Consider the following 23,771-nt stretch of genomic DNA (forward strand, 5'->3'; position numbering starts at 1 on the left):
GACCGGGGCCTGCCCCGTCGTGGCGGTCGTCACTTGTGTTCGCGAGGAGAGCCTTCCGTGATCGTCGTGCGCTCGATCGTCGCGGCCGCGGCCCTGGCCACCGCTTCAACCGGGATGGTCCCCGACGTCGGCGACCCCGGCCAGATCGTCCTGAGCCTGGTCTTCGGGACGGTCGTCGGCTTTTCCCTGGGCTTGACGGGAGGCGGAGGTTCGATCTTCGCCGTCCCCCTCCTGGTCTACGGCCTGGGAATCGGCCCGAATGAGGCGGTCGGGATTTCGCTCGCGGCGGTGGGAGCGACTGCCCTGTTCGGCTTCTTCCAACGGCTCCGCTCGGGTGAGGTCGAAATCCACACCGGCCTGATCTTCGCGGTCGCGGGAATGGCGGGGGCGCCGATCGGCTCCTGGATCAACGGGCAACTGCCGGGCCCGCTCTTGCTGCTCCTGTTTTCGGGGTTGATGGTCCTGGTGGCGACTCGCATGTGGATCAAGGCGAGTTCCAGGCCCGCCGATTCGCGTGCGGTCCGAGCCCCCATCGAACCGATCCCGAGCGACGAACCTGGCCCGACCTGCCGCCGTGACCCTTCGGGGCGGTTGACGATGAGCACGCCTTGCGCCTTGCTTCTCGCCGCGGTCGGCCTGGCCACGGGGGTCCTGTCCGGCCTCTTCGGGGTCGGCGGCGGGTTCGTCATCGTCCCGGCGTTGGTGCTGTTCAGCGGCATGGGTGTCCACCGCGCCGTGGCCACCTCACTCCTGGTCATCGCCCTGATCGGGGCCTCGGGCGTCGTCTCGCTGCTGATGGCGGATCGCCCGTTACCCCTGGGCATCACCGCTCAATTCATCGCGGGAGGGCTGATTGGGATGGTACTCGGCACCCGCCTGGGCCGACTGCTCTCCGGCCCCCGCCTTCAGAAGGTCTTCGCCGGCGCCATCCTCGCGGTCGCAGCGTACATCGTCCTGCAAAGCATAATCTAATTCCGATAAAACCATTCATTAACAAAACGATCAAAGTAGTGGAGACGATGGGGGTCGAACCCACAACCTCCTGCGTGCAAGGCAGTTACGCACCAGTGGCCACCCGGCCACTATCAAACGTAACTCCCAAGGGGAGATTGCCTTATGCCAGGCACTCTTCGGTCGCATCCTGTCGATTCGCGGGGAAAACCGCACCTTAACGAGGCCGAGGCGGTTACGCAAGTGGTTACACCCGGGGCAGTGATTGCGGTCCCCTACCCCTCATGGGTTGGCCCCCAGGACCGCATCCAGAGATCGAAATAGCCGCGGTATAAAGTCAATCCCACCAGGCCCACTGCTTTCCCCATCCGCGACGGACCCAGCGGGCCAGCAATTCCGCCCGGCTGACGACCCCGAAGTGCCGGTAGATCGCCTTGGTATACTGGTTGACCGTGTAGACGCTCATCCCCAGCCGTTTGGCAACCTGCTTGTCGCCGTCGCCTTCCAGCAGGCAGGCGAGCACCTGGCGGATCCTGGGGGCGAGGTCCATGGGCGACGGGTCGGCGAAGCGGGCCAGCGGGCCGCCGACCAGGGGCGACAAGGCGGAGACCACCTCGCTCACGAAGGCCCGATCCCGGCCTCCGAAGTCCCGCTGGCCCTCGGCCCGGCAGAGGATCAGGCCCACGTTCTCGTCCGGCGCGGGGCACGGGATGGCATGGAAGCACCACAGGACGTGGTCGACGCCGTAGGCCTTGTGGATGAGTTGGTATTCCAGCGAGCGATACCAGGGGCGATCTTCCATGAGGTCGGTCCGTGAGAATGTCGCCGCCGGCTCGACCGCCAGGAGGCCGAACCCCTTGAGCATCGTCGGGGAGTAGCCCGGGTCGTGCCGGAACGCCTCGACATGGACCTCGAAGACCTGTCGGCCGACGAAGCCGGTCTGCCATCCCCAGGTCACCACGCCCAGGTCCCTGAGATGGGGGGACCGACAGCCGGCCATCTCGCCGGTCATCCCGAGGTCGGAGCCGGTCAGCCGGGCGACCTGGGCCATCAGGTGCTCTCGCCAGGCCGATCGATCATCTCCCAACTCGCGGCATTCCCCGACCAATTGCAGGATCGCACGCCAATCCTGCGACCTGAGCTGGGCCGATCTCGCCATCGCATGAACTCCGTGGGCATAGGCCGGGACGGGGGACTCCCTACTTCTAGGGATTTCCATCCCCGCAGCTGGTCGGGATCATCGAGTCGGATTTCGTCGTCAAAGGCCCGGACACGGGCAACGACGGGGCTGTCGACGTTCCAAATTCCATTTACATTGGAATAGAACACATGCCGAAAATTTTTTCTGATGCTTGTAGATCGAGGAGACGGATGGACTTCGCCCGCCCGCGGGTCGAATCGCTCGAGGGGCGTGAATTGCTGGCGAGCATCGAATTCTCGCCCGGCTTCAGTCTAAAAGCCTCCGTGTTCAATTACGAGAGGGGTGAGGCGGAAGTCAAATACCTCGACCTGGCCAACAGCGGCACCCATTCCGTCACGGCGTCCGCCGATGCCGTTTCGAAGGAAATCACTTACACGAACAGGGGTTCGTTGGTCGAGATCGGGATGACCTCCACCATTAGCGGCACCATTTATGCCACTCACCTCGGCGCTGTCGGACATCAACATTTCGACGGTGGGGACCCCTGGCTTAGTACGAGGCCGGCCATCTTCACGATCGTGGCGGACGATTCCGACCGGGAAGGGGACCCGGTCACGGTGACGATCGAAGGGCTCCACTATCGTACGAACCCACTCCTCTCCAATACGAGCCAAAGCGTCGGGCTCTACGACGGTGATGGAGCCGTACTGTACTTGGGCGGCAACACGCTTCCGGGAGAGGTTTTCACTTATTCGGTCGGCGCCCACGTCGGCGACCAGTTGCAGATTAGATTGTATAGTAGCATAAGTGTTCCCAGCTCTTCTTTTTTTTCGCTCACGGGATCCAACTCATTCGACGTACGATTATCGCTCTCGACCGGGGCGGATCTCCAGCCGACCTCGCTGGCCTGGAACACCGCCGAGGGGGGCGTCGACTACTCCTACGCGATCTCGAGCGTGCTCCCCGAGGACACCACTGCCACGTTCTACTGGTCCACGGACCAGTCGTTCGACCGCGGCCAGGATACACCGATCGTCAGCACCCCGCTCAAGAAGGGCCAGTCGGGGAACACCTCGTCCCGCCTTCCAGCCTCCTCGATCACGGTCGCCCCGCCTCCGGGGACGAATTACCTGCTGCTGGTCACCGACCCGGACGATCGGTTCAAGGGGGAGGCCAGCGAGGAGAACAACGTCGTGTCCGTGGCCTACGAGCCGACGATCGAGTTCGTCGGCGCGAAGTACGACGGCGACAAATCCCCCGAAATCATCGGGCGGTTCTTCGCCAATCCGACGACCGGCCCCCCCCCGATCACCGACCAGACGCTGACGCTCCGGCTCTCCGACTCACTCGCGGCGCTCCTGCCGACCTTGACGGTCGGTGGTCATTCGACCGAGCGTAAACCGGATGGACGGACCTACGAAACCGAGGGCTTCGACCCCGGCGAGCTCGCCGATATGTCGTTCCTCGTCTCGAGGGCGGTCATGGACGAGCAGGTGCTCGCCGAGGAGGATAGCCCCAGGTTCCGGGTCCTCCCCTTGCCGGACTGGTTCCCGGCCCTGGCCGGGGAGACCATCGAGTTCAATTCGGGCGCAGGCGGGGGATACACGCTGGAGGGCCACATCGCCCGGCTGGGCTCCCCGACCTTGTTCGTCGTGCCGGGTGACGTGCCGATCATCGGGGGGCGTCCGCTCGGCGCGACCATCGGTTACGGGGTCAGCGTGGCAACACCGCTGGACGAGCAGGTGCCGGCCACCGCCGGCGCCTTCGCAGGCATGTCGTTGAACCTCCTCGATTTGGCCAGCGCCGAATACAATCTCTCGACCTCCGCCGAGGTGGTCGAGGGGCTTTCGATCGAGCTGACGCTCCAATCGATCCTCGACCCCAGTACGCTGGAGATGCGCGATGGATTCGGCGTGACGATCCTCGTCTCGGCGAGTGAGAATCTCGGAGAGAAGACCTTCTACGAGAACGTCGGTGTCGTCGGTATCTTCCTCGTCGACTATGGGATCAAGGGGGCAATCGACCTGAAGTTGAACGCCCAGGTGCAGGTCACCCTGGTCGACGACGCGTTGCGGGTCGTAGGCAACGGTGGCACCTACATCGATTTCGGTCCGACGGGGTCGCTGACCGGCTTCGCCGACATTGGTTGGTTCATCCCACCGAAATTCACCGACCCGCTCGTCACTGTCCTTCGCAGGCGGCTCCCCGGCTACTTCCCCGCGTCGGGCAACCTACTGCCGGCACTTCGGCTGAAGAACGAACTGACCGGGAGCCTCGACATCCGAGGCCGCGTCGACTACTCCGGGGCGGCTGAAGGCCCTGACGCCACGTTCGACACGTCGCTCGAAAGCTCGATCAATGTCCAGGTGAAGCAGACGCTCGAGTTCCTGATCGGAAACGTGAACCTCCTCGGGATTCTACCGCCGTTCACAGTCCAGCTCTTCCCGAAGACGCTTCCCTATAAGTTCAAGATGTTTAGTTAGCAAGTCTCTTCTGCCCATACTCGGCCCTCGGATTATCAACCCCGACAGGCCACCCTAAGCCCCATCCCACTCCGCCGCGGCCGAGGATGCCTCGGGCGACTCCGAGATCATCATCCGCATCGCGATCGGAGTGGAGGACCACCGGAGCGTTCCGGAGGTAGGAGGGAGGGGACGGGTTGAGCTCGGAACACCGAACGGGGCTGTCCGATTCGGGCATCGCGAGTCGAATGACCGGCCCGCGATGCGATTCGACACTCATCATCATAGGACTCCGCCGAGCCGGAGACACAAGTCTCATGATCACCTTACGATTTTTCTTTCGGGCCGTTGCTTGTTGGGCCGCCTGTGTGGCCCTCGGCCCCTCGATGACCCGCGCCGAATTCCTGACCTCACTGTCGGTCGAGACGACTCCGTGGGGAGGCGACCGGACGCTTTACACCTACACGCTCGAAAATTCGAATGCGAGCACTCTTAACGCGGTCCAGTTCGCCCTCGAAGTCTCGCCCACAGCTGACCTCGACCACCTCTCGGGTCCGGTCGGGTGGCTGATCACATACGAGCCCGGCGACGAGACGATTGACTTCCTCTCGCTCGCCGAGGAAACCGACCTTCAACCCGGCTCGACGGCACGGTTTTCCTTCTCCAGCCCCCTCGGCCCGTCGTTATCCGACTATCTAATCGTAGGACTGGATCTGCCGAGTGTCTCGGTCGAGATCAACCAAGGGCAAGTAGCAGGGCCCGGTGCCACAGCGATTCCCGAGCCCTCGACGCTGACGCTTCTGGGATCCGGCGTCCTCAGTTTGCTGGGCTACTCCTGTTGCCGCACCAAGAAATCACCAAAACAATAAATAATGTTAGAATAAATAAATTTTTATATTTCATTATTTCAGCAGTCTCCAGAGGACAAGACCCATTCGGCAGGCTTCGTTGCCGATTGATCACGCCCCAAGGGGACTTGAATCAGCGCAAAAAAGAGCCCCGGGGGGAACCACACCCCCGGGGCGACCCTTTTCAGGAGACCGCGTCAGCGATGCCGACGTGTCAATGGAATGATAGGCGACGATCGGTGCCGGGTCAACGCGGCTTGGTCCAGTCGCTGCCGGACCATCGGCATAACCCGGCCTGTTTCAGGGCGGTGTACGTCCGGGCGGCCTTGGTGTGCGAGACGCCGAGCCCCTCGGCCAGCTCGGGGATCGGGACGACCCCGCGGGCGCCGGCGAGCTGCACGGCGAGCGTCACGGCCCGGGACTCGAGGTCGGTCAGGGTCCCGTCCCTCATCCGGGCGACCCGGCGCGACCAGTCGGTCTGCCCGGGTGGGTGGCGGCGAGGACGGCCGGCCCGGGGCGAGGGGCCGGGGTATCGGCCCTCGCCCTGGAGCTTCTTCCGCAAGGCCTGGGCGGCGGTCGCGGAGATGCCCAGCTCCTTGCCGAGCAGGTGGTCGTTGAGCTGCCCGGCCTGGTGCAGGCGTCGGGCGGCGGCCTCGGCCAGCTTCAGCTTGTGGGTCTCCAGGGCAACCTTCAATCGCATCGGTCTGTCCTTCTCGTCTCGTCATACCATCTCGAAGAGGAGCGGCCCGAGGGGGGCTCGGGCCGTCTGCCTCGTCGGCGCGGGCGGGGGTAGGTCTTCCGGGAGCGGGCTCGCGATCCCGAGCCGTTCCCGGAGTCGCTCGATCGCCAGCGGGGCCATCGTGGCGTATCCGGATCCGGAACAGGCCGGGCATCCGGAGCCCCCGCAAGCGTCGTGAATCCGGTGGGCTCGCCCGTGACTGGGCAAGGGCAACGACCCGACGGCCATCACCCATCCAGGTCCAGGTCCCGGATCTGGCCCATCAGCCGGCGGATGACCAGGTAATCGTCGGTCGGGTCGATCGTGAGGCTGACCCGGTTCGTGACCCGGACCGTCACCCGGCAGTGATACTCCCGGGCCATCGTCCAGGCGGCCTTCGCGTTCTGGCCGAGGTTCCACGACTCCCGGTACTCGAACCGGAGGTGCTTGACCCGGAGCATCTTCAGGTTCGGGTCGCTCGGGTAAGGCATCGGTCTCGGTCCCTCGGGCCTTGGCGTCGAAGGCGGTCGCGACCTCGGAGCCGAACCGCTCGGCCACGTCGGCGAGGATCGCGTGATAGAGGCCCCGGAGCCGGTCGGCGTCGGCCCGGAGCTGCTCGGGGCCCGCCCGGACCACCATCGACGGCCCCAGGTGGGCCAGCGAGTCGGCGATCCGGTCGTTGATCGTGGCCATCCGGGCATAGCGCTCGGCCAGTCCGAGCCGGTGGCGCAGCTCGGCGGCGATGATCGCGGGGTCCGCGTCCGGGAAGTCGAGCGCAGGGGGGACCGTCGCGGCGAAGTCCCAGGGGCCTCTCGGCACGATCCGGGCGGCGGGCCTGGGGGCGTGGATCGGGTCGAGCTTCCGCGCATAGACGACGCTCTTCTCCCGATGCGAGGGCCGCCCGTAGTGTTTCGCCTCGTGGATGCGCTTCATGATCCCCATCGGCGTCACCCCGGAGTCAGGGGGATCGGGGCCAGCTCGCCCCCGACCCAACGCTCGATGTCGTACCGGTGAGCGAGGAAGTAGCTCCCGAGCGTCGGCCTGCCCCCCGGCCCCTCGCCGTCGCATTCGGTGACCGCGAAGCGGTCGTCGCCGAGCGCCTCGACCAGGCGGGTCGCGTCCAGGTCGAGCCCGGTCGATCGGTGGACGTCCCAGGCGAGCTTGGCCACCAGATCCTTCCGGTCGCTCAGACGATGCCCCCGAGCCCGGAGGGCCGGGCACCAGAAGAGCAGGACGCGGGGCCGGTCCTGCCCGACGTAGCAGATCCGGACCGTGACCGTCGCCCGTTGCCGGGCCTCGGCATCGAGCGTCACCACCCGGTCTTCCTGGACATAGCTGGGCACGGGTCACCTCCTTGGTGGTTCGAGCTGCTCCGGTGCTTCGGCCTCCCGGGACCGCTTCGCCTGGTCCTTGAGCTGGCGGATCTCCTGGCGATCGACGTCGACTTCGACCGGCGCGGTGATCCCGAGCCTGACCTTGCCGTCGCGGATGTCGACGACGGTGATCACAATGTCGTCTCCGATCAGGATGGACTCATCGAGTCGTCTTGAGAGGACAAGCATCAGCGGGGAACCTCCCTGTCGGGTGCGGGTGAATCGTCGAGGAAACATCCGAGCACGGACGGGTCGTCGGTGGCCGGGCCGAAGCGGTTGTCGAGCCGATGGGCCCGACGCGGGAGCGCCTTCATCGCCTCGGCGACCGAGCCGACGCGGGCGACCTCGACGGGATCGCCGAAGGTGCGGTTGGACAGGACCGCGTGGCGACGGATGACGATCTCGTCGCCGTCGCGGGCCAGGGTGTAGAGCTGGACCAGGGGGCGCGCCGTCTTCATGCGAGGGACTCCGCGACCGAGGGGAACTCCCGGACCTGCAAATCCTCGGGCCATTCCGACCAGTCGCCGCCGTGCGAGTCGGTGATCCGGCGGCTCATGGGATTCCCGAGCGGCGAATAGGGCTTGCTCCCCAGTTGCTTGAGGAAGAACGGCACCCCGTCCGCTCGGCACTGGTCCCGGATCGATCGCGCCCAGCTCACATCAAACGGCCGGGCCGTCGCCCCGGACTCCCCGCCGACGATCACCCAGTCGATGCCCGGGAGGGTACGCGGGACGATGTCATAGCCGCTCGCCTGGCAGGTGCCGCACACGGCATAACCCTGCCTCGGGTTGAAGCCCCACCCCGATCGCGGGGGGGCCGAATACTTGCAGCGGTCGCATTGCCACCGTTCGGCCAGTCGGCCGCCGAGGCCGACCGGCTCGACAAGGGGCTCGACGGAGAGGAACCGGCGGGCGGCGGGAACCTGGTTCAGGGCGTCGATTCGGGGCAGGGACGCCTTGCCCGTGATCGAGGTCCCCGCCCAGAGGTTCGGCGGTAGGGGGGAATCGAGCCACTCGGCGAACTCGGCGAATCGGCTCGGACGCTTGGTGAGGATCAGCCAGACGTGTCGGCGTCCCTTGGGGGAGTCGATCGCGGCGAGCAGCTCGTCGCGGAGGTAGTGGAAGTGGACGACGCTGCTGAAGACGTCCCCCATGTCACCGACGAAGATCAGGCGGGGCAGGCTCGGGTCGATCCACGGCTTGTCCGGGCGGGGCTTGCCGCGCAGGTCCGGCCAGGCCGCGGCGTCGGCCATCCGGCCCGGGGCCAGCCGCACCTCGGAGAAGTCCGGGGCGTACAGCGCCGGGAGCGACCTGGCCAGCCGTCCCTCATGCACGGGGCCTGCGTAGCACGACCGCCGGGGCTCGGGATTGCGCACCGTCTGACGCTGCCACAACTCGCACCCGTCGCACCCGGTCGTCGGGTTGACGGTCGAGTCACACCACTGGATGGCGGTCTTCTGGCTCATGCCCGGACTCCATTCGGGTTCGGGAGCAGGGCGACCAGGTCCGGGTCGTCAACCAGGATCGCGGCCTCGTTCCACTTGATCAGCCGCCTGGGCATCCGGAGGAAGCGATAGCGGCGTCGGGTCGCGGCGAGCGCGCGGCCGGAGCGGTCGAAGAAGATCCGCGTGAAGCCGTTCAGGGACGGCGGCTCGTCGTCCCCCTCCCGTCGCTCCATCCGAGAGCCGGGCCATAACCACCGCGACCCCCGGTTCCGCGCGTCCGCCTCCCAGTCGTCCGGCCGGAGTTCGACCAGCCGACGCTCGAAGGCGTCGAGCGACCGGATCCGCGTCCAGGAGCATCGACTCAGGGCGTCCATCGGTCCGGCCTCCGGGGGTCAAAAATCCCGGCTTATCCTACGGGTATTCGGCGGACAATTCAACCAGCAAATGAACCAGAATCGGGTTTGGGCGATCCGCGCATGAAAAAACCCCGGCATGGGGCCGGGGCGTGACGTGAGGTCCGGCGTGATCGCGTTCGGTTATCGGGCGGGGTGGCCGGAGGCGTGGTCGATCGCCTTCCAGACGACGTCTCGCGTGGTGCAGTCAAGCCCGACGGCCAGGCGGTCGATCAGGTCGTCCTCGTGCGGACTCCAGGAGATCGTCGTCAGGGTCAGCTCGGGGCCGTCGGCGCGGTGGCCCCGGCCGGGACCGGGGCGGGCCTCGCGCTCGACCGGGCCGGGCACGCGACCCAGGGCGTCGATCGCCTCGGGGGCCTCGGCCGCGAACCGTCGCAGGGCGTCCCGGATCGCGGCGCGGCGGGTACACTCCCCCTTCTCGGCGAGCTGCTCGATGCGCATCTGCCGGAGCGGGTCGACCTGGAGCGTGGTGGGGCGGCGGTTCGTCGGCATGGGTCGGGTCTCCTGGGCCGGTTCGGCGCACGAAAAAACCCCGGCACCCGGGGGCGGGTGGCCGGGGTGGCATGGCGAGTCGGGTTGCCGGAGGGTGCGCGCCTGCGAAAAGAGTATAGGTTTTGCGGGTTGCAAATACCAGGAGGACGGCCGGATTGTCGGGACGTCAGTTGCACTGGCCGAAGCGGCCGGACCAGTGCCGGACCCATTCCCGGGTCCGGGGGCTCGGGGCCGTCGGGCGACTTCGGCGCGGGCCGGGGTCGGCCGTCGCCACGCCGCCGGTCATGACGTCGTCCAGGCTCGGGAGGGACCGGCCGTCGTACGGGTCGAAGTCCTCGCCGTCGGGGTCGTCGTCGGACTCGTCCCGGTACTCGGGGTCCGGGCGCCGGGCGTCGTGGGGGTCGTCGTCGGACTCGTCGTCGTCGGCCAGGCAGTCGTCGCAGAGGATCGGGCCGTCGGGGCTGACGTTGTCGGTGATCGCGGCGCAGGCATCGCAGCGGACCGGCAGGAGTTCGTCGTCGTCGTCGTCGTCGGCCGCCTCGGCCGCTTCGAGCATGGCCCGATGGTCGGCCAGCACCTGGGCCGGGGGGCTGTCGAAGACCCCGGCCGGGTCGGAGGCCATGCGGTCGATGACGGGCATCATGGCCTCGATCAGGGCGACGATCGTCGGGGTCGGGGCGAGCACCAGCTCGATCTTGCCCGAGCCGTGGTCGCTGATCTCGACCTTCAGGGTGCCCCGAGCCCGGTCATCCGGGCCGACGATGTAGCGGTACAGGTTCCAGCGGTCCGAGGATTGCCGATGGTCGTTGATCTCGGCGCCCATCAGGCGGGCCAGGTGTTCGGCCTGGGCCCGAGCCTCGGCGCGCTCGGCCGACTTCTCCCGGTGCTTGTCGAGCCCGGCCTGATAGGCGACCAGGTAGGGCGTCAGGAAGCGTCGGGCGATGTCGTTGGCCTGGGCCTTCGGGGTCCGCCTCGGGCTGACCCGGATCGACTTGGGCCGCTCGGACCGGCAGGGGAACTCGGACCAGCAACCGACGTTGAGCAGGCCCGTCCGGCGGTCGCCGGGGTAGAGGCCATGGATGTCGACCTTGCGGTCCCTGTTGAAGTAGGTCCCCCGGTAGTAATAGGCGGCCAGGGTGGCGCCGGGGGGGAGATCCGCGCGGCGGAAGTAGACGTCGCGGCGACAGTGTTCCTCGTCCGGGTCGATCTCGACGGTCCAGGACTCGCCGTCGGGGCCTCCGGGCAGGAGCGGGGCGATCGTCTTCGCCCAGGCGAGCAGGTCGAAGGGGTCGTCGTGGGGGTCTGGCATGGTTCGGTCTCCCGTGGTTCAAGGGAAGCCGCCCCGGGCGGTCCGGGGCGGCGGGGGAAGGGATCAGCGGTCGATCACATGGAACAGCGATTCGGTGACCCAGAAGGTCCACTGAGTCGGCCCGGCGATCCGGTAGCGTGTCGGCTCCCAGGCGGTGCCGGGTTGGATCGCGGTGATCTCGGTCTCGAAGCCGTCCTTGGCCATGCGGACCCGGTCCCCGACCTGGGGGTCGCCGAACTGGCCGGCGTCGGTCACGAGCATTGCGGTGGTGCCGTCGCGGTCGCACCAGGGGCCGGAGTCGAACCCGGAGGGGCTCCCGTACCAGCCGGAGCCGCGGGACTCATAGATGCACTCGGATCGGTGGGGGGTGCCGTCGGTCGTCGTGACCAGGAACCCCTTCCATCCGGGCGGGACGCACCGGATCGGCATGAGGTTCTCGATGGCCTCGGGGGCTTCGGGCGGTTGAAGCGTCAAGCACATCGGTCGGTCTCCTGTCTGCGTGGTTCGTCGGGTCGTCTCCCGGTCAGGCCAGGATCGTGTCGATCCGGGCGACCGCGGCGTCGATGGCGCCGATCGGCTCGGCGGCGTTGTAGCCGATCTCGGCGAAGGCGCGGCGCGCCGACTCCTCCGGGACCGGGTCCCTGGGGCGTCGGGCGGCGGCCTCGTTGGCCTCGCTGGCGGCGTTGACCAGCGATTCGAGCGTCAGCAGGGCGGCCCGGATCGCGGCGATCTGGTCGCGGAGCGTGCCGAGCTGGGCCTGGCGCTGGACGCGGTTGCGCTCCATCGTCTTGAGGTCCGGCATGATTGGTCTCCTGTTCTTGCGGGGTTCCCGTTTCGGCCCTCCGTGGGCCATCATCGGCGGGGCGGATCGGCCCCGGACGGGACCGGCCCGAGAGGGAAGGCTCTCGGGCTCGGCGGTCACTGAGCCGGTCAGCGGTCCCGGTTCAGGGGCATGACGACCGAGGTCGTCTTGCGGTAGGGCGCGTCGTCGGGCCGCGACTCGATCACGAAGGGGCTCTTGCGGTCGATGTAGCGGCAGGTCACCTGGTCGGCGTCCGCCGACGCCCGGTTGGCCTTGAGGGCGTCGAGCAGGTAGTTCGCGTCGAGGTACAGGTCGGCCGCCTCGCACGAGTTCGAGTGCGCCGCGACGTGGCCGCGGTAGCGGAAGGCCCCCTTCTTCGTCTCGCTGTCGACGGCGAGCATCATCGACGCCTCGGCGGCGAGCAGGTGGACGCCCCGGTTCTCACGGGTCGCGAGCCTGGCGGCCCGGGCGACGATCGCCTCGGTCGCCTTCAGGTCGACGCGGAACTCGCCGTTCCATCCGCTCGGCCGGACGGCCCGGTAATTCGGGAACCGCCCGTGGACGTGCTTGGCCCGGAAGACGACCGGGCCGCATCGGTAGGCGGTCGTGCCGTCGTCGACGCGCTCGATGGAGAGCCGGTCGTCGGCGAGCGGGCCCTTGCGTCCCTTGCGGACCGCGGCGGCGATCAGCTTGGCGTGACTCGCGAGCAGGGTGATCTGGTAGCTCGGGACGGCCTTGACGGTCTCCGGCTCCTGCCAGGCCAGCCGGGCGAAGGTGTCGGCCAGGTCGGCGTCGATCGTCTCGACCAGCATCCGGCGGCCGTCGGTGCCGACCAGGTTGATCGAACGGTCGTTCGTCTCGACCGGCTCGATCAGGATCCCGGCCAGCGCGTAGCGGGTCGAGTCGGGGTCGGTGCAGGCGGCGCAGTTGGTCGCCGCGGCGGCGAAGTCGGCGGTCGAGACGGCGGCCAGGTCGCGGCGGGAGTCGGCCAGCGGCGCGGGCATCCGGTCCCAACAGGGGTGGTCGGTCGGGTCGAGCAGGTCGATCCCGTATTCGTCCTGATCGGCGACCAGGATCAACTGGTTGGTCGTCGGGTCGACGTACAGCTCGACGTTCCGACTGTCCTTGGCCTTCGGCAACGAGGCCTTCAGCTCGGCGGCGTCGACGGCCACGACGCCGGGGGCGGTCAGCCAGTAGGACTTCGCCGCGATCGCGTGGTCCAGTTCCAGCTCCAGGTTCGAGGCCTGGACGCGGGCGCCGTCGCGGTCGAAGCGCAGGATGGCGGCGCCGAGGATCGGCTTGGCCTTCTTCATCCGGCCATTGAGCGCGGCCACCTTGGCGGCCAGGGTCACGGCGTCGGTCAGGTCTTGGGTGTCGAGGATCACTCGCATCGGTTCGGTCTCCGGTGGTTCGGGTCGGGAGGAAGTGGGGTCGGGTCAGGGGTCGATCAGCGGGAGGCCGCTCAGGGTCCGGGCCGCGAAGCCCAGGGTCAGGGCCACGGCGAGGAAGCCGAGCAGGCCGACGCCCAGCGATTCGAGCCAGGCGGTCAGGGCCAGGCAGATGATCACGGTCACGACGACGGTGATCGCGTTGAGGAACACCCGGCGGGTCATCGGTCGGTCTCCGGCGGTTCGGTTCGGTTCGGGTCGGGAGGCGAGGCGGGATCGAAGGGGGCCCCGGGCGAGCACGGGGCCCCCGACTCGTCAGCTCATGGCCAGGGCCAGGTCGAGCGCCTTGTTCTTGAGCGTCCGGCCGGGGCCGAACATGCTGCTCTCGAACTGGGTGGCCGATCGGCGGTTGCGGGCCCGGTGGGGCCGGTCGTGGTCGAGGTGCTCGGCGACGGCGTTGTAGGCCGCCCAGGCGGTGCCCCGGACGCCCGGCATGGCCAGGCCGACTCCGACGTCGAACAGCTCCCGGAGCCGGTCGCGGTGGGCCTGCACTTCGGCGGCCTTCTCGGCGGCGGCTTCCGTGTCGGCCTGCTTCGGGCCGGGGTAGAGGCGCTCGAAGTAGGTCGTGATCTTGAGCTCGGTCCAGTCCTTGGCGGCCAGCTCGCGGGCCTTGGCGCCGAATTCGGCGAAGTGGTCCCGGGCCAGGCCGAGCATCGAGCGGGCCTCGGCCAGCTTCGATTCCATGTCGCCGGTGTGGTTGAAGGTCCAGCCCGACTTCCGGCGAGAGTCGGCGGCGCTCAGGGCCATCGAGAGGGTGTTCCAGCACACGACGCGGGTCGGGGTGAACAGCGTCCGGATCCCCATCTTGCCGTCGTGGCCGCCGGTCATGAGCAGGTACTGGTCGACGACGTCATCCCCGACGACCTTGATCTGCTCGGGGAGCTTGGCGAGCATCCAGACGACCCGGCCCCCCTTGAGGCAACCGGCCGTGTGGTAGCGCAGCTCTCCCCCGTCGACCAGGCGATCGAGGAAGCCGTACATCTCCCGGTTCTGCACCGGCTGGTAGCGGTCGGACACCATGCCGAGCAGGCCGGAGGTGTCCGATCGGATCATGGCGTATTGCCTGGCGACGAGCCGGAGCGTGCCGTCGGGCATGGCGTACTGGAGCGGCGTCTTGACCGCGTCCCAGTCCTGGCCGGCGGCCACGCTGGCGTCGGCCCAGGTCAGGGCGTCTTCGACCGGTTCGCCGAGCGTGTGCCACGGGGCGCCGTCCTTGCGGACGTAGAACATGGCGGCCCGGCCGGTCCTGGAGTTGGTGGCGAGTTCGTGTGCCATCGGTGTCGGTCTCCTGTGGTTCGGGGAGGGAAAGCGCATCGGCCGAGCGGTCAGCGGCCGCTCGGCGTCATCGGGAAGTTCAGGGTCCGCTCGGCGGCCTTCGCCTCGTTGAAGGAGGCATGCCAGGCCACGGCTCGGCCGAGCTGACGGTCGAACACCTGGTAGCCGTCGCTCGGGTTGTCCGGGCACCCGGCGAGCCGGGCCTCGTAGCGCGGCCCCCGGTGCTCGCCCGCCTCGATCGCCTCGACCCGGAGCACGACCAGGTCGCCGATGCGGTCGGTGATGTCGTCCAGGTCGTAGGCGTCGATCTCGGAGACGCCCAGCTCGGCGGCGGCGTCCCGGGCCACCAGCTCGTAGTCGCAGTCGTAGGAGCCGATCCCGTCCAGGATGGCGACGGCCTTGGAGGCGATCAGCTTGCGGGTCAGGGCGGTCAGGTTCGTGGTCTTCATCGGTCTCGGGTCTCCTGGCGAAGCGTGGTTCGAAGGGTCAATCCGAATCGGGTCGGGCCGGGCGAGGCCCGGGGCGGTCAGCCCCGGGCGTGCCAGCGGCCCCCGGCGTAGCAGTAGCGGGTCGGCTTCTTCGTGGCGGCGACCTTCCGGTCGATCCGGGTCGCGGCCAGCCGGGTCAGCCCGAAGATCGGGGCGACCAGGGCGATCACGCCGATCCCGACGACGCCGTACACCTTCAGGGCGACGGCCATCAGGACGAACGCGATCAGGCAGTTCAGGACGCTCTTGGCGATCTGGCGGAGCGGGTTGAAGTCTCGCATCGGTCTCGGTCTCCGGTTCTCGGTGGTCCAGGGCTCGGCAGCTCTCATTGCTGCCCACTAATATAGTATACGTTTTCTAACCAGGTTTATCCACGAAAATCCCAACGAAATGAGCGAATACTTCGGAAATTTTAACCCAAAAAAGGTTGACCCCCGAGTGATCATCGGCGGAAGATAGGAGGGCGACGGGAGGGAGGGATGCCGTGAAGCACAACCGGGGGCGGGGCAACGCCGATGAGCGTCACGAGGCGAGTCAAGCGGATCCGGCGGCGGGTCGATCGGGTTGAAGAGCGGCTGGACCGCGTCGAGTGGGCCCGGGATGCGTGGGCGACCGGGGCGTTCCTCGCCTCGGCCTGCGCCGTCGCCGCGCTGATCGTCTGCGGCTGGGTCGGGGGCCTCGACGGGTGGTTGCCCTGGTGAGGGGCGGGGGTGTGCGAGATGCCGGAGCCGTGGGGCCGACAGGACGGGGAGAGCGAGCGGGCGTTCGCGGCGTTCCTGGCCTATCGCGACCTGGGGGCCGAGCGGACCGTCTGCGATGCCTATAGGCAAAGCGCGGGCAAACCCGAGGCAAAGCAGGCGCCGGGGACCTGGAACAAGTGGGCGAAGGATCGCCGCTGGAAGGAACGGGCCCTGGCCTGGGATCGGCACCTGCTCGGCAAGGAGGCGGCCGGGGCGGGGCGCGTGGCCGAACAGGACGGGGAGAAGTGGGCCGGGCGGCGCAAGGTGGCGCTCGACCACGCCTTCGAGGCGGCCGAGCGGTTGCTGCTCAGGGCCTACGAGCTCTCCGCCTTCCCGGTCGAGCGGGTGACCAATGACGGGGGCAAGGTGACCGTCGAGCCGATCGGGGCGCACGAGCTGCGCGCCGCGACCGCCACGGCGACGGCGGCGTTCGAGCTGATGATGAGCGTGATCGATCGGGCGTTGCCCCCGGAGGAGATCCTGCCCGATGGGTTTGACCCGGCGACCGAGACCGACCCGGTCCGGCTCCGCGCGTTCCTCGAATCGGGCGGCCGGCGCGTCGGCTAGGGTGCTCGCCCTGGCCGAGGCGAGGCTCCGGGAGCTCCAGCTCCGGCAGGCCGAGAGCCCGGCGGCCCGGACCTATCGGGGGGACCTGGCCGCCTTCGCGCGCGCCGCCTGGCCGGTCCTCGAGCCCGGGACGCCGCTCGAGTGGAACTGGCACCATGAGGCGATCTGCCGTCACCTCGAGGCGGTGGTCCGGGGCCACATCCGCAACCTGATCATCAACGTCCCCCCGGGCTCGGCCAAGAGCACCCTGGCGTGCGTCATGCTCCCGGCCTGGGTCTGGACCTGGTGGCCCGGCTGGCGGTCGATGTTCGCGACGTACGGCGAGCGCCTGGCGGGCCGCGACTCGGTCAAGTGCCGCCGCCTGGTCCGCTCCGAGTGGTATCAGGAGACCTTCGCGCCCGACTGGTCCTTCCTCCCGGACCAGAACGTGAAGCTCTATTACGAGAACACGTCCTCGGGCTTCCGGCTCGCCACGACCGTCGCCGGGGAAGGGACCGGGCTCCGCGGCCATTGCACGATCATCGACGACCCCCACAACGTCCGCAAGGCCTTCAGCGATGCCGAGGTCGAGAACGCGACCACCTGGCACGACCAGACCTGGTGGAACCGCCAGGCCGACATGAGGGCGCCGGGCCGGATCGTCATCATGCAGCGGCTCCGGGACGTCGACCTGACCGGGCACCTGATCGGCTCCGGCCGCTCCGAGGACGACCACGCGGCGGCCCCCCTGGCGCACTGGGAGCATCTGAACCTCCCGGCCGAGTATGACCCGGAACGGGCGTGCGTGACGTACCTGACCGACCCGGAGACGGGGGAGCGCACCGAGTTCTTCCGCGACCCGCGCACCGAGGAAGGGGAGCTGCTCGACCCCGTCCGGCAGGGGGAGGCCGTCCTGGCGGCCGAGAAGCTCAAGGGGGAGGCATACTACGCCTGCCAGTATCAGCAGGACACCCGGATCAAGGGGGGGGACTTCTTCCAGGTGACCCGCCTGCGCTACCTCGGCGCCGTCCCCGCCGGCCGGATGCGTCGGGTCCGCTACTGGGACACCGCCGGGTCGACCGAGGAGGGGTCGGCCTTCACCGTCGGGGCCCGGCTGTCGATCGACGACACGGGCCGGATCTACGTCGAGCACGTCATCCGCAAGCGGGTCGCCAAGGGGGACCGCGAGGCCCTGATGCGCCGGGTCGCCGAGACCGACCCCGAGGGGACGGTGATCTGGGTCGAGAAACAGGGGGGGTCGGCGGGCATGGAGGCGGCCCAGGACGAGGTCCGCTGGCTGCACGGGTTCGACGCGCGCATCGACCAGGTTTCCCACGCGGGGAACAAGATCGTCCGGGCCGGCCCCCTGGCGGCGCAGCTCAACGCCGGGAACGTCACGATCGTCGACGACGGCACCTGGGACGTGGTTGCTTTTGTAGGCGAACTGGAAAAGTTCCCCCGGGGCAGGTACAAAGATCAGGTAGACGCAACCAGCGGCGCGTACCTGAAACTGGTTGGAACCCCGAGACGCGGGCGGCCGGTCGGGGGTGGCACCCGAGCCGCGTGAGGACGACGAGACCATGCCCCTGTTCCGCCGGAGAGCCCGGGCCCAGGCCGCGATGCGATTCCCGGCGAGGCCGGACGCGGAGAAGGCCGGGTATCCGGCCCGGGAGGGTGAGCCGACCCGGGAGGCGGTGGCGGGCGGCGGCCGGGCCGGGCTCGGGATGGCCGAGCTGATCCAGGTTCTTTCTCACCTGGTCGACGAACCCGAGCGCCAGTTCGGCGACGAGATCACGAGGAAGATGCTGGCCGACCCGGCGGTCGCCGCGCCGATCCGGCACCTCTCGCTCGCGTTGGTCGAGCACCCCCTGACCCTGAACGTGCCGGGCCGGTGGCGCCTCAAGCCCTTCGAGCCGATCGAGCGGGTCGAGCGGGAGGACCCGGCGCGGGCCGCCCACGTCCGACGCGCCGAGGAGATCCTGGAGTTCGACCGCCGCGCCCTGGAGCTGCTCGACCAGCCGATCGAGGACGCGATCCTGTCGATGGGCGATTACCCGGCCTGGGGCGCCCACCTGGCCGAGGTGGTCTATCAGGTCGTGGACGACCCGATCCTGGGCGGGACGTTCCTGGGCCTGAAGGCGGTCAAGCCCAAGCCTCGCGGCGTCTGGAAGTTCGTCGTCGATCGCGGCTGGAACGTCGTCGGCATCCTGGCCGAGACCCCCGAGGGCTCGGTCGTCTACCCGCCCGAGAAGTTCCTGACGCTGACCTGGTGGCCCCAGGGGGGAGACCCCCGAGGGACCCGGATCACCCGACCGTCCTTCACCCCCTGGAACGCCAAGACGCGGAGCACCCCCGGGCACGTCCGCTACGTCGACCGCTTCGGCAACCCGGCGATCGTCGGCTACACCAGCGACGTGGCCGGCGACGGCCCCCGGACCGACGGGCAGTCCTCGGCGGCGGCCGGGCCCGAGGACGACGAGTCGCCCGAGTCCGCCCTGCTCACGGCCCTGCTCGCCTGGGCCTCGGGGATCGCGCTGGCCCTGCCCCACGGCTACCAGGTCGAGCTGAAGGAGGCGACCGGCGAGGGGCGGGCGATCATGTCCTCGCTCGCCTACTGGGACCGGCAGATCATCCTCGGCATGGTCAGCTCGTATCGGGCCTATCTCGAATCGGAGTTCGGCAGCAAGGCCGACTCGGAGACGAGCCAGGACGTCGTCGGCCTGGTCGCCCAGGCGATGCGGCGCAGCGTGGCCCGCGCCGTCACCTGGCAGGTGCTCTATCAGCTCAACGTGCTGAACTTCGGCAAGGCCGAGGCGGACCTCTACACCCCCGACTGCTCGCTCGGCGCCACCGAGGGGCACGACCTGGCCGCCGAGCTGGCCGGCTGGGTCTCGGCGGGCTGGTTCCTGGCCGACGAGCACTATTCCGAGATCGACGCGAGGCTCGGGTTGACCCCCCGCGGCCCCTTCGAGGAATCGGCCGAACCCGAACCCGAACCCGGTTCGGGGCAGGAGCAGGAGCAAGAGCAGGATCCGGAACAGGAACAGGATCCGGAGCAGGAGCAAGAGCAGGACTGACAGGGGGAATCAGGAGCACATCATGATGGGACACTCATCAGGCTGGACGATCGGGGGGGCGGCCGGCGCCGCGACCTCGGGGGTGTTGGGGCTGGTGACCTGGGTTGCGGCGGCGGTCGAGCCGGTGCAGGTGCCGGGGCCGGAGCGGGGGCGGGCTCCTGCACTTGTCGCCCCGGGGGCCGACCCGGAAGTCGACGCGGCGCTCGACCCGCTGCGGACGCTCCAGGGCGTCGGCGGGATGCTCGGCGGGCTGGCCGCCCTGATCGGGGCCTCGGCCTCGATCGTCCTGCCGAGCCTGAAACTGCACTACGACGGCGAGCGGCAGAAGCTCAAGGCCGAGAACGACCTGTTGAAGTCCCAGGGCCAGGTCGAGAGGGACCTGATCCTCGACCGCCTGAATGCGGTCAAGGCGGAACGCGACAAGTTCCGGGACGCCTACCTGGCCGTGACGGCGGCCCCGGTGCTCCCGAAGACCGACCCCGACCTCCAGGCGCCGAGCCCGGATCCCCCGGAGCCGCCGGGCCTGGCGGCGGAGGGGGAGTGACCCGGCTCGGGGCCGGCGGTCGGCCCCGAGCGTGACGACCATCGAGGAACGACGCATGAGCACCCCGAAACTCGGGCCCGCCGCCCGGAACGCCGGGCTGGAGCTGGCCAGTGCCAAGTATGGTCAGACGCGGGAACAGGCCGAACGCGCCCTGGACCCGGCCACGATCGCCGCGCTGGCGATGCTGGCGATCGACCTGATCCGGTCCTGCATCGCCGCCCGGCGCGGCGACCAGGGGACCACGCCGAACGGATTCGAGGTGGTGACGGCGGCCCGCCGGCTGAGGCGGGCGAGCTGGCTGAAGCCCTGGACCTGGCCGGACCGGGACGCGAGGCGCCAGCTCGAAAGCGTGGCCGGCCGGCGATCGGTCCCCCGGCTGGCGCGCTCCGGCCTGGCGATGACCGGGCCGGCGGCCGTCGGGCTCGCCCTGGAGGTGGCCGAGGACGCCGACCCGAACGACCTGGACCTGCTGATCCGGGAGGCGGACGGCGAGGGCGACGAGGACGGACCCGTGACCCCGGTGTCGGACCCGGGGTCGCCCCGGGGCGGTTGACCCACACGGAGCAGGAGACCGCGATGCGCAGCATCCTCACGGCCCTGGTCGCGGGCCTGGCACTGGCCGGTCCCGTCCGGGGCCAGGCCATCGAGGGGCCGGATTCGATCGAGGGGGGGCGGCTCGCCCGGCTGTCGATCGCCTGGCCCGACGACGCACCCGGGTCGGCCGCCTGGATCGTCTTCCCGATCGGGGAGGGGGACCTCGAGGCCTTCGAGGACGGCTCCCGGGCCGTCTTCACCGGGCCGCCCCGGCGCGAGCCGTACTCGGTCCTGGTCGCCACCAGCGGGCCGGACGGCAAGCCGGCCTGGCTGACCAAGCTGATCACGGTCCGGGCCCCCGACCCGGGCCCCGAGCCCGGCCCGGCGCCGCCCCCGATCCCGGGGCCCGACCCGGAACCGGAACCGGAACCCGGGCCGACGCCGCAAGACCCGATGGCCGCGGCGGTGCAGCTCGCCATGGGCGAGGTCGACCCGGACCATCGGCCCGCGCTGGCGAGAGTCGTGGCGCATGAGGCCCGGGTGGTGCAGTCCTGGCAGGCGTCCCGGGCCATCACGGCGGGCGAGGCCGAGGGGATCCTCGCGACCCGCGTCATGCAGCTCTATGAGCACGGGCGACTCTATCCCCGAGTGGTGGAAGACCTGGCCGCGACGATCACCGCGGGCCTGCCCGGCGAGACCGAGCAGGCGCGGATCGCTCGCCTGATCGCCTTGATGGAGGGGTATTACCGTGGCTGACGTCTTCCGAGCGGCGCGATCGACGGTGACCACGGCGACGGCCCTGCTCGAAGGGCTCTCGCCGGAGGAACGCGACGAGCTGGAGCTGAGGCTGGCGGCCCGGGGGTACAAGCCCGAGCTGGCCCGGACGAAACGCAAGGCCGGGGTGACGGGTTCCGTCCTGACCGCGGCCTACTCCTACCTGAGCTTCAACGCCCTTCCCGCGGTGGCCTCGGGCCTGGAGCTGCTCAAGCTCCTGCGCCGACCGTGTTGCGCCGTCCCCGATCGGTCCTGGCTCGACCCGGACACCGGGCGGGTGATCCACCAGGCGATCACCCACGGGCATTGGAGGATCGGGCACGTCGTCACCGTCTCCTACCGGTTCACCAGCCTCCCGGACGCCGGGGACGCCCTGACGCCGGACCAGGTCCGGCAGATCATCCAGCTCGGGTGCGATTGCTGGACCAGCGTCTGCGGCATCCGCTTCGAGGTGATCCCGGACTTCGACCGGGCGGACATCTACCTGATCGACCCGCGGATCGACGGCCAGCACGGGACGCTCGCCGATATGTACCTGCCCGGCCCCGGCCCGGTCGGCCCGCCGGTGCGCTGCCAGGGCCGGTTCGACCGGGCCGAGTCGTGGGCGGTCCACCTGCCCGGGCAGTCGATCCCCCCGCGGGCGATCGACCTGCTCGACGTCTGGATCCACGAGCTGGGCCACGGCATCGGCATGGACCACGAGCCGGGGCACGGCCAGGAGCGGCTCAACCCGATGTATTCCCACTTCCCGCACATGCTCAGCCACGGGCGGCACTGGGTCGGCCCCAAGGACACGGCGACCGTGCAGCGGGTCTACGGCAAGCCCGCGGCCCCCCCGCCGACGCCGGAGCCCCCCCCTGCCCCGGGGCCGGGGCCCGATCCCGACAGCCCGGCGATCGGCAGCTATCGCATCCAGGGGGTCGTCTCGGGGACGTCGGTCCCCGTGGGGCGGAACATGCTGGCGGTCCGGGGGACGCTCACCGGGGCGGTCGAGCGGATCGACGCGGGGATCGGCTGAACAGCGGGTGGGACGCGATGCCAACGAACCAGACGGCCGAACCGCGCTTCGCGGTCGGCGATCGGGTGGAGAAGTGTTCGGGAGACTACCGCGTCTTCGGCGAGGTGCGCGGCGTCTTCCGGCTCCGGTCCGGGGCGGTGCGGTATGCCGTCGAGATCGAGGCCGAGGGGGGCGGGTCGTTCGTCCACATCTACAGCGAATCGAATCTGATCTTCGACACGCGAAGGGGCCGCGCATGAGCCGTCGACCGTACGAGACGACGCTCCGATGGGACCGGGAGCTGGCCCGTCGCTGCCGGTCCGTCTATGAGGTGTCCGAGGACTTCGGCCTCTTCGAGGTGGACACGGTGACCGACGGGGCCGGGACGACCCTGATCTTCGCGGGCTCGAAGAACGTGGTCGACTGGACCTTCAACCTCCGCTTCGGCATGGGCCACGCCCCGGATCTCGGCGGCTGGATCCACGGCGGGTTCGCCGACCTCTGGGGGCGGGGGGCGACGAGCGTGATCCTGCACATGCGGCGGGCCTGGACGCCGGGGACCCCCCTGACGATCGCCGGGCACTCGCTCGGCGGCGCGTTGGCGACGATCGTGGCCGCCGAGTTCCGGCGGATCCACCCGGGCGAGTCGATCGACCTGGTCACCTTCGGCGCCCCCCGGGTCTTCTCCACCCCGGCGCTCCGTCGCCTGGGCGCCCGAGTGGCCGGCCGGCATTACCTGCTGGGCGTCGACCCGATCCCCCACCTGCCGAGCTGGCGACCCTGGCGGCGTTATGCCAGCCTGCCGAACCGCATCTGGCTCCGGCGGCCCGCCGGCACGCGGGGCCGGGACGGCTGGCCGAGCCTCTGGCAGCGGCTCCCGATCCTCCGCGACCACGCCATCGGCCGCTACGAGGACGCCCTGGACGAGATGGCGGGATTGCTGCCGATGACGGCCGATCGCGTGGCCCCCGATCCGCCCTCGGAAACCGTTGGTCTGTGAGGATTTGAATCAGACCAGGCCGCGCGTGGCGGCCGGTCGATCCGAGGGCGGATCCGGGCCCATGCGGTCGGGCCGGGCTTCGCGGCCGCCGCCATGGCATTCACGAGGACTCGGTCAACCTGCCTCCGCCGGTCTCACGGGGAGACCGGCGGGTTTTGTCATGGCGACGGCCGCGGAGTCCGCGTCAATGTTTCGAGATCAATCCCGCCAGTCTTCACGCACTGGAAGGGGCTGAAGACAGGCGAATTCGTAACATTGGGCCGCTTGGGAGCTGAAGCGGAGAGGATCGAGGGCCACCACTATCTCAGAATCCTGGAGTTGGATGCCCGGGAGTATGCCCGTGCTGCGCGAAAGCATTTGCTGCGGAAAAATCGGCTCAATCTAGATCCGCCTCC

At 69.2% G+C, this 23,771-nt stretch carries 30 protein-coding genes; 13 read left to right on the forward strand and 17 right to left on the reverse strand.

Annotated features, from left to right (window positions below):
- Window positions 1-57 precede the first annotated feature (57 nt).
- Window positions 58-972, forward strand: a complete 915-nt coding sequence (locus AB1L88_RS15440) for a sulfite exporter TauE/SafE family protein (protein ID WP_367097568.1) — start codon at window positions 58-60, stop codon at window positions 970-972.
- Between the two features lie 316 nt (window positions 973-1,288).
- On the opposite strand, the gene AB1L88_RS15445 is transcribed toward AB1L88_RS15440, so the two are convergent.
- The gene (locus AB1L88_RS15445) at window positions 1,289-2,110 is read right to left on the reverse strand and encodes a helix-turn-helix transcriptional regulator (RefSeq protein ID WP_367097569.1); all 822 of its coding nucleotides are present in this window, start codon (window positions 2,108-2,110) and stop codon (window positions 1,289-1,291) included.
- Window positions 2,111-2,322: 212 nt separating this feature from the next.
- Here AB1L88_RS15445 and AB1L88_RS15450 point away from each other — a divergent pair, with 212 nt between their 5' ends.
- Both AB1L88_RS15450 and AB1L88_RS15455 read left to right on the forward strand, forming a co-directional pair.
- The gene (locus tag AB1L88_RS15450) at window positions 2,323-4,575 is read left to right on the forward strand and encodes a hypothetical protein (RefSeq protein ID WP_367097570.1); all 2,253 of its coding nucleotides are present in this window, start codon (window positions 2,323-2,325) and stop codon (window positions 4,573-4,575) included.
- A gap of 296 nt (window positions 4,576-4,871) precedes the next feature.
- Complete coding sequence (locus AB1L88_RS15455; RefSeq protein WP_367097571.1) at window positions 4,872-5,423, forward strand: PEP-CTERM sorting domain-containing protein; 552 nt, start codon at window positions 4,872-4,874, stop codon at window positions 5,421-5,423.
- A 226-nt stretch (window positions 5,424-5,649) separates the two neighbouring features.
- On the opposite strand, the gene AB1L88_RS15460 is transcribed toward AB1L88_RS15455, so the two are convergent.
- From AB1L88_RS15460 to AB1L88_RS15535, 16 genes are all read right to left on the reverse strand, one after another.
- Window positions 5,650-6,102, reverse strand: coding sequence for a hypothetical protein (locus AB1L88_RS15460; protein ID WP_367097572.1), 453 nt, complete (start codon window positions 6,100-6,102; stop codon window positions 5,650-5,652).
- A 266-nt stretch (window positions 6,103-6,368) separates the two neighbouring features.
- Complete coding sequence (locus AB1L88_RS15465; RefSeq protein WP_367097573.1) at window positions 6,369-6,611, reverse strand: hypothetical protein; 243 nt, start codon at window positions 6,609-6,611, stop codon at window positions 6,369-6,371.
- Between the two features lie 456 nt (window positions 6,612-7,067).
- Window positions 7,068-7,463, reverse strand: coding sequence for a hypothetical protein (locus AB1L88_RS15470; RefSeq protein WP_367097574.1), 396 nt, complete (start codon window positions 7,461-7,463; stop codon window positions 7,068-7,070).
- 3 nt (window positions 7,464-7,466) lie between these two features.
- Window positions 7,467-7,682: a carbon storage regulator gene (locus tag AB1L88_RS15475; protein ID WP_367097575.1), complete on the reverse strand. Its 216-nt coding sequence runs from the start codon at window positions 7,680-7,682 to the stop codon at window positions 7,467-7,469.
- Window positions 7,682-7,951, reverse strand: coding sequence for a hypothetical protein (locus AB1L88_RS15480; RefSeq protein WP_367097576.1), 270 nt, complete (start codon window positions 7,949-7,951; stop codon window positions 7,682-7,684). The genes AB1L88_RS15475 and AB1L88_RS15480 overlap by 1 nt, the downstream gene beginning before the upstream one ends.
- Window positions 7,948-8,958 (reverse strand): DUF5131 family protein, encoded by a 1,011-nt coding sequence (locus AB1L88_RS15485; RefSeq protein ID WP_367097577.1) that lies wholly within the window; start codon window positions 8,956-8,958, stop codon window positions 7,948-7,950. The genes AB1L88_RS15480 and AB1L88_RS15485 overlap by 4 nt, the downstream gene beginning before the upstream one ends.
- Complete coding sequence (locus AB1L88_RS15490; protein ID WP_367097578.1) at window positions 8,955-9,311, reverse strand: hypothetical protein; 357 nt, start codon at window positions 9,309-9,311, stop codon at window positions 8,955-8,957. Before AB1L88_RS15490 ends, AB1L88_RS15485 begins: the two co-directional genes overlap by 4 nt.
- Before the next feature lie 162 nt (window positions 9,312-9,473).
- Complete coding sequence (locus tag AB1L88_RS15495) at window positions 9,474-9,842, reverse strand: hypothetical protein (protein WP_367097579.1); 369 nt, start codon at window positions 9,840-9,842, stop codon at window positions 9,474-9,476.
- 166 nt (window positions 9,843-10,008) lie between these two features.
- Entirely contained in the window at window positions 10,009-11,151 is a 1,143-nt protein-coding gene (locus AB1L88_RS15500; RefSeq protein WP_367097580.1) for a hypothetical protein, read from the reverse strand.
- Between the two features lie 63 nt (window positions 11,152-11,214).
- On the reverse strand, window positions 11,215-11,631 hold the full coding sequence (locus AB1L88_RS15505) for a hypothetical protein (protein ID WP_367097581.1): 417 nt from the start codon (window positions 11,629-11,631) through the stop codon (window positions 11,215-11,217).
- Window positions 11,632-11,674: 43 nt separating this feature from the next.
- Window positions 11,675-11,953, reverse strand: a complete 279-nt coding sequence (locus AB1L88_RS15510) for a hypothetical protein (protein WP_367097582.1) — start codon at window positions 11,951-11,953, stop codon at window positions 11,675-11,677.
- Window positions 11,954-12,081: 128 nt separating this feature from the next.
- Window positions 12,082-13,344, reverse strand: a complete 1,263-nt coding sequence (locus AB1L88_RS15515) for a DNA polymerase III subunit beta (RefSeq protein ID WP_367097583.1) — start codon at window positions 13,342-13,344, stop codon at window positions 12,082-12,084.
- A 45-nt stretch (window positions 13,345-13,389) separates the two neighbouring features.
- Window positions 13,390-13,566, reverse strand: a complete 177-nt coding sequence (locus tag AB1L88_RS15520) for a hypothetical protein (RefSeq protein WP_367097584.1) — start codon at window positions 13,564-13,566, stop codon at window positions 13,390-13,392.
- A gap of 90 nt (window positions 13,567-13,656) precedes the next feature.
- Window positions 13,657-14,676 carry a DUF932 domain-containing protein gene (locus tag AB1L88_RS15525; protein ID WP_367097585.1) on the reverse strand — a complete coding sequence of 340 codons (1,020 nt, stop codon included), beginning with the start codon at window positions 14,674-14,676 and terminating at the stop codon, window positions 13,657-13,659.
- A 50-nt stretch (window positions 14,677-14,726) separates the two neighbouring features.
- Window positions 14,727-15,125, reverse strand: coding sequence for a hypothetical protein (locus AB1L88_RS15530; protein ID WP_367097586.1), 399 nt, complete (start codon window positions 15,123-15,125; stop codon window positions 14,727-14,729).
- 77 nt (window positions 15,126-15,202) lie between these two features.
- Window positions 15,203-15,445 carry a hypothetical protein gene (locus AB1L88_RS15535; RefSeq protein ID WP_367097587.1) on the reverse strand — a complete coding sequence of 81 codons (243 nt, stop codon included), beginning with the start codon at window positions 15,443-15,445 and terminating at the stop codon, window positions 15,203-15,205.
- A 234-nt stretch (window positions 15,446-15,679) separates the two neighbouring features.
- Between AB1L88_RS15535 and AB1L88_RS15540 the strand changes: the two genes are divergently transcribed.
- Genes AB1L88_RS15540 through AB1L88_RS15585 form a run of 10 tightly spaced genes read left to right on the forward strand, consistent with a single transcriptional unit; the run spans window position 15,680 to window position 23,376 of the window.
- Window positions 15,680-15,865, forward strand: coding sequence for a hypothetical protein (locus tag AB1L88_RS15540; protein ID WP_367097588.1), 186 nt, complete (start codon window positions 15,680-15,682; stop codon window positions 15,863-15,865).
- A gap of 18 nt (window positions 15,866-15,883) precedes the next feature.
- Window positions 15,884-16,471, forward strand: a complete 588-nt coding sequence (locus AB1L88_RS15545) for a hypothetical protein (RefSeq protein ID WP_367097589.1) — start codon at window positions 15,884-15,886, stop codon at window positions 16,469-16,471.
- A 1-nt stretch (window position 16,472) separates the two neighbouring features.
- On the forward strand, window positions 16,473-18,017 hold the full coding sequence (gene terL, locus AB1L88_RS15550) for a phage terminase large subunit (protein WP_367097590.1): 1,545 nt from the start codon (window positions 16,473-16,475) through the stop codon (window positions 18,015-18,017).
- A 13-nt stretch (window positions 18,018-18,030) separates the two neighbouring features.
- Window positions 18,031-19,527 carry a DUF935 family protein gene (locus AB1L88_RS15555; RefSeq protein ID WP_367097591.1) on the forward strand — a complete coding sequence of 499 codons (1,497 nt, stop codon included), beginning with the start codon at window positions 18,031-18,033 and terminating at the stop codon, window positions 19,525-19,527.
- Between the two features lie 22 nt (window positions 19,528-19,549).
- A complete protein-coding gene (locus AB1L88_RS15560; protein ID WP_367097592.1) occupies window positions 19,550-20,071 on the forward strand; it encodes a hypothetical protein in 522 nt (173 codons plus the stop codon).
- A gap of 55 nt (window positions 20,072-20,126) precedes the next feature.
- Window positions 20,127-20,624 (forward strand): hypothetical protein, encoded by a 498-nt coding sequence (locus AB1L88_RS15565; protein ID WP_367097593.1) that lies wholly within the window; start codon window positions 20,127-20,129, stop codon window positions 20,622-20,624.
- A 23-nt stretch (window positions 20,625-20,647) separates the two neighbouring features.
- The gene (locus AB1L88_RS15570; RefSeq protein ID WP_367097594.1) at window positions 20,648-21,361 is read left to right on the forward strand and encodes a hypothetical protein; all 714 of its coding nucleotides are present in this window, start codon (window positions 20,648-20,650) and stop codon (window positions 21,359-21,361) included.
- The gene (locus AB1L88_RS15575) at window positions 21,354-22,397 is read left to right on the forward strand and encodes a matrixin family metalloprotease (protein WP_367097595.1); all 1,044 of its coding nucleotides are present in this window, start codon (window positions 21,354-21,356) and stop codon (window positions 22,395-22,397) included. Before AB1L88_RS15570 ends, AB1L88_RS15575 begins: the two co-directional genes overlap by 8 nt.
- A 17-nt stretch (window positions 22,398-22,414) precedes the next feature.
- Window positions 22,415-22,636: a hypothetical protein gene (locus AB1L88_RS15580; protein ID WP_367097596.1), complete on the forward strand. Its 222-nt coding sequence runs from the start codon at window positions 22,415-22,417 to the stop codon at window positions 22,634-22,636.
- Window positions 22,633-23,376, forward strand: a complete 744-nt coding sequence (locus AB1L88_RS15585; RefSeq protein WP_367097597.1) for a lipase family protein — start codon at window positions 22,633-22,635, stop codon at window positions 23,374-23,376. Before AB1L88_RS15580 ends, AB1L88_RS15585 begins: the two co-directional genes overlap by 4 nt.
- The last annotated feature ends 395 nt before the right edge of the window (window positions 23,377-23,771 follow it).

Origin of the sequence: Tautonia sp. JC769, from assembly GCF_040717455.1 — a bacterium.
In the GTDB taxonomy this organism is placed as follows: domain Bacteria; phylum Planctomycetota; class Planctomycetia; order Isosphaerales; family Isosphaeraceae; genus Tautonia.